General features: G+C 73.1%; 13 protein-coding genes. 6 read left to right on the top strand and 7 right to left on the bottom strand.

Annotated features, from left to right (window positions below):
* Window positions 1-28: 28 nt before the first annotated feature.
* Both ACP4J0_RS16515 and ACP4J0_RS16520 read right to left on the bottom strand, forming a co-directional pair.
* Complete coding sequence (locus ACP4J0_RS16515; protein ID WP_426599429.1) at window positions 29-994, bottom strand: aminoglycoside phosphotransferase family protein; 966 nt, start codon at window positions 992-994, stop codon at window positions 29-31.
* Window positions 995-1,067: 73 nt separating this feature from the next.
* Complete coding sequence (locus ACP4J0_RS16520; protein ID WP_426599430.1) at window positions 1,068-2,198, bottom strand: aminopeptidase P family protein; 1,131 nt, start codon at window positions 2,196-2,198, stop codon at window positions 1,068-1,070.
* Window positions 2,199-2,395: 197 nt separating this feature from the next.
* Here ACP4J0_RS16520 and ACP4J0_RS16525 point away from each other — a divergent pair, with 197 nt between their 5' ends.
* The gene (locus ACP4J0_RS16525; RefSeq protein WP_426599431.1) at window positions 2,396-2,710 is read left to right on the top strand and encodes a hypothetical protein; all 315 of its coding nucleotides are present in this window, start codon (window positions 2,396-2,398) and stop codon (window positions 2,708-2,710) included.
* Here ACP4J0_RS16525 and ACP4J0_RS16530 read toward each other — a convergent pair.
* The 4 genes from ACP4J0_RS16530 to ACP4J0_RS16545 form a co-directional block, all read right to left on the bottom strand.
* The gene (locus ACP4J0_RS16530) at window positions 2,671-3,279 is read right to left on the bottom strand and encodes a PDZ domain-containing protein (protein WP_426599432.1); all 609 of its coding nucleotides are present in this window, start codon (window positions 3,277-3,279) and stop codon (window positions 2,671-2,673) included. The two genes, ACP4J0_RS16525 and ACP4J0_RS16530, sit on opposite strands and share 40 nt — an antisense overlap.
* A gap of 75 nt (window positions 3,280-3,354) precedes the next feature.
* Window positions 3,355-5,538 (bottom strand): germacradienol/geosmin synthase Cyc2, encoded by a 2,184-nt coding sequence (gene cyc2 / locus ACP4J0_RS16535; protein ID WP_426599433.1) that lies wholly within the window; start codon window positions 5,536-5,538, stop codon window positions 3,355-3,357.
* 175 nt (window positions 5,539-5,713) lie between these two features.
* The gene (locus ACP4J0_RS16540; protein WP_426599434.1) at window positions 5,714-6,991 is read right to left on the bottom strand and encodes a damage-control phosphatase ARMT1 family protein; all 1,278 of its coding nucleotides are present in this window, start codon (window positions 6,989-6,991) and stop codon (window positions 5,714-5,716) included.
* A gap of 151 nt (window positions 6,992-7,142) precedes the next feature.
* Window positions 7,143-7,790, bottom strand: a complete 648-nt coding sequence (locus ACP4J0_RS16545) for a ScbR family autoregulator-binding transcription factor (protein WP_426523332.1) — start codon at window positions 7,788-7,790, stop codon at window positions 7,143-7,145.
* A 580-nt stretch (window positions 7,791-8,370) separates the two neighbouring features.
* Between ACP4J0_RS16545 and ACP4J0_RS16550 the strand changes: the two genes are divergently transcribed.
* From ACP4J0_RS16550 to ACP4J0_RS16570, 5 genes are all read left to right on the top strand, one after another.
* Window positions 8,371-9,384 carry a substrate-binding domain-containing protein gene (locus ACP4J0_RS16550; protein WP_426599435.1) on the top strand — a complete coding sequence of 338 codons (1,014 nt, stop codon included), beginning with the start codon at window positions 8,371-8,373 and terminating at the stop codon, window positions 9,382-9,384.
* Between the two features lie 68 nt (window positions 9,385-9,452).
* Window positions 9,453-12,053: a sensor histidine kinase gene (locus ACP4J0_RS16555; protein WP_426599436.1), complete on the top strand. Its 2,601-nt coding sequence runs from the start codon at window positions 9,453-9,455 to the stop codon at window positions 12,051-12,053.
* Window positions 12,050-12,469 (top strand): roadblock/LC7 domain-containing protein, encoded by a 420-nt coding sequence (locus tag ACP4J0_RS16560; protein WP_426525081.1) that lies wholly within the window; start codon window positions 12,050-12,052, stop codon window positions 12,467-12,469. The genes ACP4J0_RS16555 and ACP4J0_RS16560 overlap by 4 nt, the downstream gene beginning before the upstream one ends.
* A 1-nt stretch (window position 12,470) precedes the next feature.
* Window positions 12,471-12,830, top strand: coding sequence for a DUF742 domain-containing protein (locus ACP4J0_RS16565; protein WP_426599437.1), 360 nt, complete (start codon window positions 12,471-12,473; stop codon window positions 12,828-12,830).
* Window positions 12,817-13,416: a GTP-binding protein gene (locus tag ACP4J0_RS16570; protein ID WP_426599438.1), complete on the top strand. Its 600-nt coding sequence runs from the start codon at window positions 12,817-12,819 to the stop codon at window positions 13,414-13,416. Before ACP4J0_RS16565 ends, ACP4J0_RS16570 begins: the two co-directional genes overlap by 14 nt.
* Window positions 13,417-13,432: 16 nt before the next feature.
* Here the strand turns inward: ACP4J0_RS16570 and ACP4J0_RS16575 are convergent, their stop codons facing one another.
* Window positions 13,433-14,392 (bottom strand): ABC transporter substrate-binding protein, encoded by a 960-nt coding sequence (locus tag ACP4J0_RS16575; RefSeq protein WP_426599439.1) that lies wholly within the window; start codon window positions 14,390-14,392, stop codon window positions 13,433-13,435.
* Between the last annotated feature and the right edge of the window lie 49 nt (window positions 14,393-14,441).

Consider the following 14,441-nt stretch of genomic DNA (forward strand, 5'->3'; position numbering starts at 1 on the left):
GGCAGCGGGGGAACGGGCGGGGGCGTGCTCAGGCGGGGTCCTCGGCCGTGCCGTCCCCGCGCAGTTCCGTCACCCGTTCCAGCAGGATCGGCTCCCAGGCGCGCCGCAGCCGCGCCCTGAGCAGCGGCAGCGGCAGCGGCAGGGGCACGGACCCTGCCGCCGGCGCGGACGACCGGCCGGAGAGGGCCTCGGCGAGGTGGACGACCGCGTCGCAGCGGGCCAGCCACAGACCGCGCAGACACGGGCGGGCGCCGTAACCGGCGAGCGTGGCGGCACGGACGGCGGCGGGCGAGCCCACGGAGAGCGCGAGCGCGGCGATGTCCTCGGCCGGGTCGCCGAGCACCGCGTCGGTCCAGCCGAGGACGCCGCGCACCCGGCCGTCGGCGCCGACCACGAGGTGTTCGCCGGTCAGCCCGTGGTGGACGAGGACCGCCGCGCCGGGCTGGACGCCAAGCTGGGCCGCCGCCGCCCCGGTGAGCCGCTCCGGCCGCGCCGCCTCGAACTCGTCGGCCTCGGCAAGGCGCAGGGCGGCCGGCTCGGCGGCCTGCCGCAGCGTCTCCAGGGAGCGTGGGGCGGCCCGGGGCACGCCCAGGGTCTCGGCCTGGCGGACCGGCACCTCGCGCAGCCCGGTGAGCAGCGCCGCGAGGTCCGCCTCGCCGAGGGCCGACACGTCGTGGTCCTCGCCCGACCCGCCGGGCACCTTGACGTCCAGCGTGCAGGTCAGACCCGGCGCCCACTCGCCGTGCGCCACACTCGCCGGCACCGCGACGGAGACGTACGGGCGGACCAGCTCGCGCAGGCGCAGTTCGCGTCGCTGCCGTACCGCGGCCTCGCGGTCGGGGGCCAGGCGCAGCACGTGCCGGGTGCCGACCCACCAGGTGACGGGCCCGGCGCCCTCCGCGACGGGCCGGACGTCGGGTTCCGCGCTCTCGCCCAGCAGGGAACGGACCAGTCGGCGGACGGTGTCCGCGCTGGGTGTCGGTGGCTGGGTCATGGTCGCGCCGTCGTCTTCCGGGTCTGCCGGGGTGTTCGGGTCCGCCGGGGCGTTCGGGTCGGTCTGTGGCCGGTCACTCCACTATGACCATCTCCCGGGTGGTGTCGTTGAGACGCCGGCCGCCGTCCTCGGTGACCGTGACGATGTCCTCGATGCGTACCCCGAACCGGCCGGGCAGATAGACGCCGGGCTCGACGGAGAAGCACATGCCGGGCTGGAGGGGCTGCTCCTCGCCCTCGATCATGTACGGCGGCTCGTGCGTGGTCACGCCGATGCCGTGCCCCGTGCGGTGGATGAAGTACTCGCCGTACCCCGCGTCGGTGATGACCGCGCGGGCGGCCCGGTCGACCTCCTGGCAGGCGACGCCGGGCCGGACCGCCCGGAAGCCGGCCTCCTGCGCCTCGCGGACCAGGTCGTGGACCCGGCGCTCCTCGTCGGTGGGTTCGCCCACGTGGACGGTGCGGGAGGTGTCGGAGCCGTAGCCGTCCTTCAGGCCGCCGAAGTCGAGGACGATCATGTCGCCGTCCTCGATGACCCGGTCGCCGACCTCGTGGTGCGGGTTGGCGCCGTTCGGGCCGGAGGCGACGATGGTGAAGTCGACCTGGGAGTGCCCGAACCGCCGCAGCAGTCCGTCGAGATCGCCGGCGACGTCGGACTCCCGGCGTCCCCCGAAGGTGACCTTCCGGATCTCCTCGAAGGCGGCGTCGGCGGCCGCGCCCGCCGCCGTCAGCAGCTCCAGTTCCGCCGCGTCCTTGACGGCGCGCAGCATGGGCAGCGCATCCGTGAGGGAGGCGTACGAGGTGCCGGGCAGCGTGCGTTGCAGGGCCAGCAGGTGCATCGCCCAGGCGTTGTCGCTGACGCCGAACCGCCCGGAGCCGTCGAGGAGGGCGGCGGTGGCGGCGTAGGGGTCCTTGCCGTCGGTCCAGTCGCGCAGGGTCAGGGCGGGCGCACCGGCGGCCTTCTGGGCGTCGGGGGCCTCCAGCGTCGGGACGACGAGGACGGGGTCACGGCCGGGAACGAGGACGAGCAGGGTGAGCCGTTCGGTGGCCGCGGTGGGCGCGTAACCGGTGAGCCAGACGAGATCGGGGCCCGGCGCCACCAGCAGCCCGGCCAGCCCGGCGTCGGCGGCCGCCCGCGCGGCGCGCTCCATGCGGGCCCGGTAGTCGTCGGCGGTGAAGGAAGCAGCGTGCGGGCTGCCGGTCATCCGGGCCTCCCTGAGCAGCGGACGTGAAGGGACTACGGGCAGCATCCTGCCCGGAGCGAGGGGGCGGCGCGAGCCGATCGGCACAGGTCGGCCACCACCCACTCATGGATGTACGCATCACCGGCACCGGTTGGCGGGGCGTGTGCCCTTCGGGCGTTCGAAGGAGGCCGGCACCGTGCTCGTACCGGCGCGCATCGGTGATCCGCGTGCCGGCGGGTGCGCGGGCGGCCGGCCGCGCCGAGCGGGTGCGCGACCGGCCGGGGGAACGCCGCGCCGAGCGGGTGCGTGACCGGCCGGGGGAACGCCGCGCCGAGCGGGTGCGCGACCGGCCGGGGGAACGCCGGGGCGGTGGGACGCCCCGGCCGGCGGCCGGGGACATCGCGCGCCACGGCACGGGGACGGGGTACGAGGAAGCCGCCCGCGACTCCGTGTCCGCCGGGCGGCCCCTGGTGGTGGCCGGGCGCGACGCGGGTCAGGTGACCACGCCCGGTACGGCCGTCAGCTGCTGGTAGCCGCCGCTCGCGCGGCGCACGGTGACCTTGACCTCCTTGCCCGGCCGGGCGCGGGACACGGCGCGGGCGAGATCGGCGGCCGAGTCGACCCGGGTCGTGCCGAACGTCAGGAGCACGTCGCCCCGGACCAGGCCCGCCGCGTACCCCGGGCCGGGCACGTGGACGCCCACGAGCAGGGCCCCCGGCTTCTCGTCGTCCACGGCCTCCACGCCGAGGGTCGCGGCGGCCGGCGCGCGGGAAGGTGACGAGGACGGGCCGGCCGACGCATGTGCGGGGGCGGCCCGGCCGCCCGTCGACGCCCCCGGTTCCGCAGCCGGCCCCGCCCCCGGCACCCCCGCCCGCCGTTGCAGCTCGGCGAGTCGGCTCGTGCCGATCACCGTGGCGCCCATCGTGCCGAGTCCCGCGCCCGCCAGGACCAGAACCGTCGCGGTGAACACGCCCAGCAGCAGGGTGGTCAGCCGCCGGCGGCGCGGGCGGCCCGTACACGGATGCCGGACGGTGTCGGGCGCGGTGCCGCCCCCCGGTTCCCGGCCGGGCATCGGCTTGGGTCGCAACGCTGTCTGTTCCATGGTTCGCCTCCGGCAAGTGCTCTACCCGGCGCACCGGCGCGTGACGAGCCACGAAAGAGTGAGACTGACCGACGGTCAGCCGAGCGCGGGCAGAGCGGTGCGCCTCGGGACGGGCACGGCCGGGGCCCGGTCCGGGAGGAAACCGTGGGTGCGCCCGGCCAGGTACTCGGCCTTGTACCGCGGGACGTTCCGGTGCCAGTTGAGGATGCCGGCCATCCAGTTCTGCAGGTCGGTCACATAGCCCCGCATGATGGACCGCGCTTCGTCCGACAGCTGGAAGTCGTCGTAGACGATGGGCAGTTCGTGCGCGACGACGTGCTCGAACTGACGCATGCGCTGGTTCATCAGGTCCTGGACGACGGGGAGCGCGGTCGGGTAGTCGACGCCGAAGAAGTTCTGCACGACGAGGACGGCGTTGTGGATCTCCCCTTCGTACTCGATCTCCTTCTGGTAGGAGAAGACGTCGTTGAGGAGGCACGCGTAGTCGATCGCCGCGTTCTCCAGGGACCGGACGGGACCGCTGCGGTAGACCTCGGGCGGCACGGCGGGGCCGTGGCCGGCGCGGCACAGGCCCAGGGTGAGGTCGGAGCCGAAGGTGGCGCGCCGCATCTCCAGGTAGTCCACCGGGTCGGGGACTCGGTTCTGGATCTGGTTGGCGAGCTCCCACACCCAGGCTTCGGTCATCTTGTCGACCGCCGACTTCAGGGGACGCCGCTCGTCCGGCGTCATGCCGGCCGTGGTGCGTGCCCACAGATCGATCAGGGAGCGTTCCATGGCGTTGGCCGGCGGCGGGACCGGTTCGCCGTCGAGCGGCATGCAGGCCGACAGCCGGGCCGTCGTCAGCCGGGCGGCGGCCAGGTCGCGCCGGTGGCCGTAGACGAGCGGGTAGTAGTCGTCGCCGTAGGTGCCGAAGGCCAGCCAGCCGGAGGCGAGGTTCAGCTGTTCCTGGGTGGCGTCCGGGTCGAGGCCCGCGGCGCACAGGGGAAGGTCGCAGCTCGCCAGCTTGTCCTCGTCCCACACCCCTTCGCTGAGGAAGCCGATCCGGTGCGACCACTCGAACAGGTGGCGCCGGGCGCCGTCCAGGGCGGGGCTCAGCTCCAGCGGGAACGGCATGCGGATGTCGGGGATGACCGAGGGGCCGACCTTCTGGAAGGGCGTGTACGTGTAGGGTCGCGCCCGCTCGGCGGCGGCCGAGGCGAGCAGCGTGCCGACGTCCGCGGCGGAGGTGCCGGGTCCGGTCAGCGCCTGCCAGGGGGCCGTGGGCCGGGCGCCCTTGTTCATGTAGCGGCTGGAACGCATGTGCCACTCGTGGCCGCCGGACTGCCAGTCCTGCAGGCCCTTCGCGTACGCTCCGACGGCGGCGACCTCGGCCGGTGTCAGTCCGTTCTCCAGGGCCACGGCGGGCACCTCGGTGAACGCGGTGTGCTCGAACTGGTGCAGCCGGGAGGTGAGCACGTCGTTGACCAGCTCGGCGGCCTCCTGGGTGGTGCAGTCGAAGAAGGTCTCCAGGACCAGCACGCCGTTGCTCAGCTCTCCCTCGTCCTCGACCTCCCGTTGGTAGGAGAACAGATCGTTACGCAGGTGGACGGCGTCGGAGAACGTCTCCATCAGCACCCTCAGCGGCCTGGACCCGGCGACGGCGGCGGGCACCTCGGCGGTCGCGTACTCCACGAGCCCGGCCGACCAGGGGGCGCCGCCGACCTTGCGGCGCATCTCGATGTACTCGACCGGGTTGGCGATCCGGCCCTCGTTGATGTTGGACAGCTCCCAGAGGGACTCGTTGAGCAGGTGCTCGGTGGCGACGGCAAAGCGGCGGCGCCAGTCGGCCGACATCGCCGGCACCGTGCGCGTCCAGAGGTCGGCGAGGCCCGCCTCGACCGGGTTCTCCGGTTCGGGCATCCCGGTGCCGAGGTCGAGCGGCATGAACAGGGGGAGCCGGTCGAGGTGGGCCTTGCCTCCGGTGCGGTCCTGGGTGCGTTTGAACTTCTCCAGGAAGTGGTCGTCGAAGAAGAAGACCCACACGTACCAGTCGGTGACGAGGGAGAGCGCCGGCCCGTCGCAGTCGGGGTGGGTGTAGGCGCAGAGCAGGCCGTAGTCGTGCGCGTCGAGGTCGGACCGCTCCCAGACCCCGGAGCCCTCCAGCATGCCCATCTCGCGCGCCCACGTCGTCGAGTGGGCACGGGCCTCGTCGAGGTGCGGGTTCAGGCGCGCGGGATGCGGCAGGTAGAAGTGTGGGAGTTCGAACGGCTGTTGCGTCATGGCCGGGCACTACCCATGGCCCTCCGGGCACATCCACGGGCCGGGACATGATCACACCATCGCGTGAATCGGGACGGAACCCGGAACTCTCGCCGGTCCCGCTCCCCACCGCGCGCCCGACCCCCAGCGCCCGACCCCAGTGCTCGGTCCCATCACTTGCCCCCCGCGCCCGACCTCAGCGCCTGACCTGGATCAGCGCGTGCGTCCCGCTCGTCCGCCAGCGCTGTTCCCCGCTCGCCACCAGCGCGGCCTCCGTGTCCGCGGTCAGGCCGGTGATCACGTCGGACTTCAGGGTGCGCAGTGCGGCGACGGGGCCGGGGAAGTAGGCGGTGACGTCCGTGAAGGACGTGGTCGGGGGCCACCGGCGGTCGCCCACCAGGCGGCGGTAGTTCAGGTCGCCCTTGAGGACGGTGACCGTGGCCGCGGCGAACTCCGCGCGCAGGTCGTCGGGCATCTCCGCGTACGGCAGCGGAGCGCAGGAGAAGGGGTGGGCGCGGACGGTGACGCGGCCGTCGGTCAGCGCGGTCCACAGCCGGTCGCCGTACCCGGCGGCCGCACCGCCCGCCGCGACGAGCCGCCGCAGGGCGTCGAGCACGTCGGCGGGCGTGGCGTCGGAGACGTAGTACGGGTACGGCTTGACGTGCAGGACCGCCCGGTCGATGCGGCCCCGGTCGAGGAGGTCGGAGACGAGGAGCAGGTCGGGGACGAGTTCGCGGCCGGCGTTGTCGGCGACGAGGCACAAGGTCTTCGGGCCGGAGCTGTCTGCTCGGGTGGTGCTCGGCCGGGAGGTGCCCGACCGGGAGGTGCTCGTTCCGGAGGGCGGGAGCAGCGACCAGAGTGCGTCGCTGTCGTCGGCGACCAGGGCCTGGACCTTGTCCTTGGTACCGGTACCGGTACCGGTGCCGGCAGCGCTGTCGGAGAGGCGGAAGCCGAGGTCGGCGCGGTTGCCCCAGAGCGAGCCGTGCAGCAGGGCCCGGGTCCGCTCGCCGGCGGGCAGGTCGGCGAGGCCGTCGAGCGCGGCGAGTTCCTCGTCCGTCTCCCGCGCGTCGAGTTCGGCGAGCTTGGCGGGGCGGAAGGGATCGACGCCCTGCCAGGTGCCGGGGCCGAAGTAGCCGACGGTGTCGAGGAGCCGGCGGTAGAAGTAGCTCTCGGCCCACAGCCAGGGCACGTCGAACCAGGACCGGCCCGCGTACGTGTCCATCCCCCAGTCCGCCCAGCGGGCACGGTCGCGGGCGTCGGCGTCGTCGGGCAGCGGCTCGATCACGCCGTCGGCACAGTCGGCGAGCAGCGCGTCGAGGGCGCGTCGCCGCTCGGGGCCGTAGGGGAACGCCTCACGCACCTGCCGGACGATGGCGGGGTGCCGCTCGGCCAGCACGCCGTGGGGGAAGGATCCGGGCTCGTCGCCGAGGATGACGGGGGCGACGGGGGCGGGCTCGGACGGGGTGACGGGCATACGCCTCACCGTATCGCGGGGCCCGGGGCGGAAGACGGAGCCGCCGCGCCCCGGCAGGAGCCCCCGCACCGCGTCGCGCCGCCCGCGTCGCTGCGAGAGACCATCGCACCCGGCGAGGGACCACCGCACTTCGAGCGGGCCCCCACGGGACTCAGACCCGGCCCGTCTCCCGCTCCAGGCGGGCGGCGAGGGTGAGGTAGCGGGCGCGTCGCGTCACCGGCACCATGCCCCGGATCAGGAGGTACCACATGCCGGCCAGGCGGCGTGGCTGCCGTGCGGCCGGTTCGAGGGTGCCGCCCACGACGCGGGTACCGACGATGGAGCAGACGAGGGTGTGGGCGACGGAGTCGATGTCGATGTCCGGGTGCACGTCGGACTGCCTGACGGCGTCCAGGAGGCGGGAGGAGGCGATCTCCCGCCACTCGGTGAAGGGGTGCGGCAGCGGTGGCCGTACCGCCACTCCGCCGGTGGCGAGCCGCAGCCCGGCCCGCAGGACCGGTCCCTCCTCGCAGAGCCGGGCCATGCCGAACGTCAGGCGCATCAGCGCCTCCAGGGAGGTGTAGCCCCGGCCGTCCAGCTCCGTCGCCAGCCGGCGCGAGGTTCTGGACTGGATCTCCATGATGGCGTGGGCGAGGTCCTCCTTCGCCGCGAAGTGGAAGTACAGGGCGCCCTTGGTGACTCCGGCGTGGGCCACGATCTCGCTCAGGCTGGTCGACTCGTATCCGTGACGGTCGAACAGGTCGGCGGCGGCACCGAGGATCGTCGCGCGGGTCTGCTCGGCGCGTATCTGCCTCGCCATCGGTTGAACTCTCCTGGGCTGGAACGCAACAGGCCGTGGCGCCTGCCTTAACCCCTTGTACACGATAACTCACCGTCAGATCAGCGTTCTTACGACCTCGCGAACCGCGATCCGGCCCGCCCGTCGAAGGCGCGGTCCGGGTCCGGTCGTTCGACCTCGCTCTACCTCGTTCGACCTCGTTCGACCTCGGTCAGCCCCGGTCAGACCCGGTCAGTTGGAGCCCGAGGTCTTGGTGAGTTGCTGTTCGGCGAAGCGATCGAGCTGCTGTCGTTGGTTGCTGTCGTTGGTTGCTGCCGCTGCGTGCTGCCGCTGCTTGCTGCTGCCCGCCCTGCCGGACAGGGCGGGGCCTCGGTAGTCGCGGTCGATGCACCCACGACTTCACCCACCGCATCGCCGGCCCCGTTCATCACGATGCGGCACCGACAACTCACACCTGGTCGCTGGTCACTTGACTACCGGACGTCACACACGGTTTGCTCCGGCCAGGCGAGGTTCACCCGGTTGGCGCACCGACCACGTGCTCCGGTCCACCTCGCCCCGTTCCTCCTGCTCGGCCGCACAGCGAGGTGCCCCAACCCCCATGAGTACATCTCCCCCGCCCACCCACACCTCCGCACGTCTGCGCGCCGCGGCCCTCGCCGCGGCCGTCTGTCTGCTGGCGGCCGGCTGCTCCGCCCTCGGCGGGGACGAGGACGACTCGGCCGCGGACGACGCGGGCAGGTCCGGCGCCGACCGGATGAAGATCGTCATGGTGACCCACGGCGGTGAGGGCGACGCCTTCTGGGACCGGGTGCGCAGGGGCGCGGAGGCGGCGGCCGCCAAGGACGGCATCGACCTGACGTACGCCGGTGACGCCGACACCGCCGACCAGGCCGGCCTGGTACGGGACGCGATCCGCGACAAGGCCGACGGCATCGCCGTGACCCTGGCCAAACCGCAGGCGATGAAGGGACCGATCGCCGAGGCCAGGGCGGCCGGCATCCCCGTGGTCGGCCTCAACTCGGGCATCGACGCCTGGCGGTCCACCGGGCTCCTGGGGTACTTCGGGCAGGACGAGAGCGTCGCGGGCCGGGCCGTGGGCGACAAGCTGAACTCCCTCAAGGCCCGGCACGCCCTGTGCGTCATCCACGAGCGGGGCAACGTCGCCCTGGAGGCCCGCTGCGCCGGCGTCAAGAAGACCTTCGGGGGCGAGACCGAGATGCTCTACGTCGAGGGCACCGACATGAAGGCGGTCGGCGCGGCCGTCACCGCGCGGCTGCGGCAGAACGCCGACATCGACGAGGTCGTCATGAACGGCGCGGCGTTCGCCCTCACCGCGGTCGAGGCGGTCGAGGAGGCGGGCAGCAGCGCCCACGTCGCCACCTTCGACCTCGACGAGGACCTCGTCGCCGCGGTCGAGCGCGGGGACGTGCAGTTCGCGGTGGACCAGCAGCCGTACCTGCAGGGCTACCTCGCGGTGGACGCGCTCTGGCTGTACCGCACCAACGGCAATGTCAGCGGTGGCGGAGTGGCGCCCGTACTGACCGGCCCCGCGTTCGTGACCCGGACGAACGCCGACGCGGTCGCCGGGTTCGCCGCGGACGGCACCCGTTGACGGGGCACCGCGACCGCGGGTGCCCGCGCACAACCGTCCCCCTCCCCCACTGATCGCCTAGGACGACGATGTCTGCACGGACAGGTGCCCGGCGCCGCCTCGGCTCCATACGTCTCTCCCTGATCCTCCTGGCCCTGGTTCCCTGCGTCACCCTCGCCGCCGTGTGGGGAGTGACGACGATCCAGATGTTCTCGGAGGGCCTGCGGCTGCGTTCCCAGACGGAGCTGAGCCGCGACACCGGGGCCATGGGCACCGAGGCGGCGCTCGCGCTGCAGAAGGAGCGCAGTCTGTCGGCCGCCTGGCTGGCCGGGCCCGGCGGCGACCGGACGGAACTGGACGCCCAGCGCGAGAGGACCGACGCGGCGGTCGCCCAGCTGGTCGGCCGGTCCGACGCGATCGAGCGCGCGCCCGCCCGGGTCTCGGACCGGCTGTACTCGGTGCTCGGCTCGGTGGGCAGCCTGGAGTACTACCGCGACCAGGTGGACGACCCCAGCGACATCACTCCCGAGCAGGCGCTCGACCAGTACACGTCGATCATCGACGAGCAGATCCACGCCTTCCAGGAGCTCTCCCAGGTCGACGACGGCGACCTCACCTCGCAGGCCGGGCCGCTGGTCGCCCTGGAGCACGCGGCGGAGCTGATCTCCCAGGAGAACGCCCGGCTCACCCTGGCCTGGCCGTCCGGCCGGATGAACGAGGAGCAGTGGGCGCAGTTCGCCCAGCTGGCGCACACCCGGCGCTGGCTCGTCCGGGACCAGATCGTCCCCTCCCTGCACGGCAGCGCGAAGGCGCAGACGGAGCGGGTCCTGGCCAGCCCCGAGTGGCAGACCCTGGAGACCGTCGAGGACCAGGTGCTCGCGGCCCGTGCGGCGGACGGGGACGGCTGGACCGACCTGCCGGACGCGCGGCAGCGCTGGACCACCGCGCTGGACAAGGTCTCCAGCGAGTACGAGGCACTGATCCGGGAGCAGACCGACGGACTGCTCGACCGCAGCGCCGACGAGGCGCGCGGGCTGCTGATCACGGCCGCCTCCCTCAGCGCGGGCGGCCTGCTCGCCCTGCTGCTCTGCGTCGTCATGTCCTGGCGCATCACCCGCTCGCTGTCCCGGCGGCTGCGGGGGCTGCGGCTCGCCACCCTGAGCCTGGCCGAGGAACGGCTGCCCGACGTGGTGGCCCGGCTGGAGCGGGGCGAGAAGGTCGACGTGGAGTCGGCGACCCCGCCGCTGGACTACGGGCGGGACGAACTCGGCCAGGTCGCCCAGGCCTTCAACACGGCGCAGCGCACCGCCGTGCACACCGCCGTCGAACTCGCCGACACCCGGCGCGGCTTCCAGAAGGTGATCCTCGGCATCGCCCGGCAGAGCCAGAACCTCGTCAACATGCAGCTCGGCAAGCTGGACTCCCTGGAACGCGAACACACCGACCCCGAGATCCTCAAGGGCCTGTACGAACTGGACTCCACGGCCAGTCAGCTGCGCCGGTACGAGGAGAACCTCGTCATCATCAGCGGCGAGCAGCCCCGGCGCACCTGGCGGGAGCCCGTCGCGCTGGTCGACATCCTGCGCAGCGCGGTCGGCGAGGTCGCCGAGTACCAGCGGGTGGAGCTGCACACCGACGAGGAGGTGGCGCTCGCGCCGCCCGCGGTGGCCGACGTGATCCACCTGCTCGCCGAGCTCATCGACAACGCGACCGCCTACTCCCCCGCGCCCAATCCGGTCAGTGTGCGGGCGGCGATGGTGGCCAAGGGCCTGGCCGTCGAGATCGAGGACCGCGGGCTCGGGCTGTCGGAGGAGGACTACGCCTCGTTCAACGCCCAGCTGGCGGTGGAGCCGCAGTTCGACGTGGTGGCGCTCGCCGACGACCTGCGGCTCGGCATGTTCGTCGTCGCCCGGCTGGCGCACCGGCACGGCATCACCGTCACGCTGCGCGCCTCCCCGTACGGCGGGACCACCGCGATCGTGCTGGTCCCGCACGACATCGTGGTGCACGAGCCGGTCGACGGAGCCCACGGCACCGGCGGTACTGCGGCCGCCGAGACGCCCGGGACGCCCCCTGCGCCCGCGGTGCCCGCGGTGCCCGCGGTGCCCACGCGCTCCGAAGCGTCCCCCGGCTCCCCGGCAACCGCCGCGTCCTCCCGGTCCGGAGCACCCCCCGGTTCTCCGGCACCCGCCGCGCCTTCCCGCCCCGATGCGTCCCCCGGCTCCCGGGCATCCGCCGCGTCCTCCGGCTCCCGGACATCCGCCGCGTCCTCCGGCCCCGCCGCGGATCCCGCTCCCGGGAAGCGGCCCGTCCGGCGGGTGCGGCCCGTACCCGCGCCCCGGCCCGGGGCACCCGCCCCCGCCGGGTCCGCCACCGAGCGGAACGGCCTCGCCCCGCTGCCCCGCCGGGTGCCGCAGACCAGCCTGGCCGCCGAGCTGCGCGACGAGGACGCCGTCACCGGTGCGGACGGTCCGGACGCCCAGGCCGACGCCTACGCCGACTTCACCGCCGAGCGTGCCGCCTCGTCCCTCGCCGGTTTCCAGCGCGGCACACTGCGGGCCCAGGCCGCCGACGCAGACGACGCAGACGCAGACAGCACGGACACGGGTTCCGCCGAGCGGGTTCCCCCCTCCGCCGCCCTCTCGACCCCGACCGCCGATCGCCGACCGCCGACGAAGGACACGCAATGACCCGACCTTCCCCCGCCACGCACACCGAGCTGGACCAGCTGCTCACCGGACTCGTGGAGCGGGTCGCCGACGTGAACCACGCCGTGGTGCTCTCCGAGGACGGACTGGTCGTCAGCAAGTCCACGGGCTTCCTGCGCGACGACGCCGAGCGGCTGGCGGCGACCGCGTCGGGCCTGATGAGCCTCAGCAAGGGCGTCAGCATGGACTTCCGCGGCGGCCCGGTGCGCCAGGCGCTCATCGAGATGGCCAACAGCTACCTGATACTCAGCTCCGCGGGCCCCGGCGCCCACCTCGTCGTGCTCACCGGCCCGAACGCCGACGTCGGTGTGGTGGCGTACCAGATGAACATGCTGGTGAAGAAGATCGGCGAGCACCTCAGCGCGGCACCGCGGGCCACCGCCGGCCCCGGCGAGTGACGTGACCGGAGGCGACGCGGAGGGCCGGCTCGTGCGGCCGTTCACCCTGACCGGCGGCCGGACCCGGCCCAGCCGCGCCGACTTCACCCTGATCACCACGGTGGCCGCGGTCGACCCGCAGCCCGCCCGGGCCCCGCGGCCGCAGCCGGAGCACCTGCGGATCCTGCGGCTGTGCGCCGAGCCCCTCGCCGTGGCGGAGGTCGCGGCCCGCCTCGACCTGCCGGTGAGCGTGGCCGTCATCCTGCTCTCGGACCTGCTGGAGGCCGGCCGGATCACCGCCCGGCCGCCGCACCCCGTCTCCCGCGCCACCCCGGACCTGGACCTGCTGCAGAAAGTGAGGGACGGCCTTGGCCGGCTCTGACCGCGCCTCCGAGGCGCCCACGGCATCCGCCCCCGAGGCCGTGAAGATACTGATCGCCGGTGGCTTCGGCGTCGGCAAGACCACCATGGTCGGGGCGGTCAGCGAGATCGCCCCGCTGCGCACCGAGGAGCCGCTGACCGCCGCGGGACTGGACGTCGACGACCTCGCCGGCATCGAGGAGAAGCGGGCCACGACCGTGGCCCTGGACTTCGGGCGGATCACCATCGGCCGGGAACTGGTGCTGTACCTCTTCGGCACGCCCGGTCAGCAGCGGTTCTGGTTCATGTGGAACGACCTGGCGATCGGGGCCCTCGGGGCCGTGGTGCTGGTCGACGTCCGCAGGCCCGAGTCGAGCTTCGCCGCCATCGACTTCTTCGAGCGGCGGGGCATCCCGTTCGTCGTCGGCGTCAACGGCTTCCACGGGCGGCATCCGTATCCGGCCGAGGAGATCCGGGAGGCCCTGGCGCTTCCGGAGCACGTCAAGGTGCTGCTGTGCGACGCGCGGGAGCGGGGCTCCGCCCGGGACGTCCTCATCGCCCTGATCGACCAGTTGATCGACGCCGCGGCCGAGGCCGCGGCGTCGTAAGGGAGCGTACGGCGGGTCAGCTCAGACCGGCCGATTCCAGCCACTCCTTGGCCACGTCCAGCGGGTCCTTCTTGTCCAGCTGGACCTGGGCGTCCAGGTCGAGGAGGGTCTTGGTGTCCAGCTTCGCGGAGACCGCGTTCAGCGCGTCGACGCCCTCCTGGGGCAGTCCCTCCTTGTGGACCAGCGGTGTCACGTTCGCGTAGCCGAAGAGGTTCTCCGGGTCCTTCAGGACGACGAACTTCTCCTTGATGATCGTCGGGTCGGTGGTGAAGATGTCCGCCGCCTGCACGGTGTTCTTGGTCAGCGCCGACTGGGTCAGCGGGCCGCCCGCGTCGAGCGCCTTGAACGACTCGAACTTCAGGCCGTACACGGACTCCAGGCCCTTCAGCCCCTGCTGCCGGGTCTGGAACTCGGGCGAACCGCCGATCACCAGGTCCGGCGCGATGTCCTTGAGGTCGGCGAGGGTGGACTCGGCGGTGAGGCCGTACTTCTTCGCGGTCTCGGCGTTGACGCTGACCGAGTCCTTGTTCTCGGCCGGCGACGGGTTCAGCAGCGTCAGTTTCTCGTCGAGCTTGGCCTTGGCCGCGGTGTTGACCGCCTCGGTGGACTTCTGCTCGGCATCGGGGTCGAGGTAGGCCAGCAGCGAGCCGTTGTACTCCGGCAGCACCGTGACCGATCCGTTCTTCATCAGGCCGTAGGTCGTCTCACGGCTGCCGATGTTGTGCTTGTAGGTGACCTTGAGGCCCTTCGCCTTGAGCGCCTCGCCGTAGATGTCGGCGAGCAGGGTGCTCTCGGCGAAGTTGTTCGAGCCGACGACGACGGTGCCGGCCTCCGCCTTCTCCCCGGCGAGGGGGTTGTCGGAGGTGTCGTCGGCGGAGGAACAGCCCGCGAGCAGCGCCGCAGCGGCGGTGAGCGCGACGGCCGCCGCGCCGGTGTGCCTCGTCCTGGACCAGCTGCTCTTCGCGGTAGAAGTCATCCACCGATCCAAACGAGCCGCTCGTCGGTCAGTCAAGAACGGCCTGGTT

Source organism: Streptomyces sp. WG7 (assembly GCF_049975785.1).
Taxonomy (GTDB): domain Bacteria; phylum Actinomycetota; class Actinomycetes; order Streptomycetales; family Streptomycetaceae; genus Streptomyces.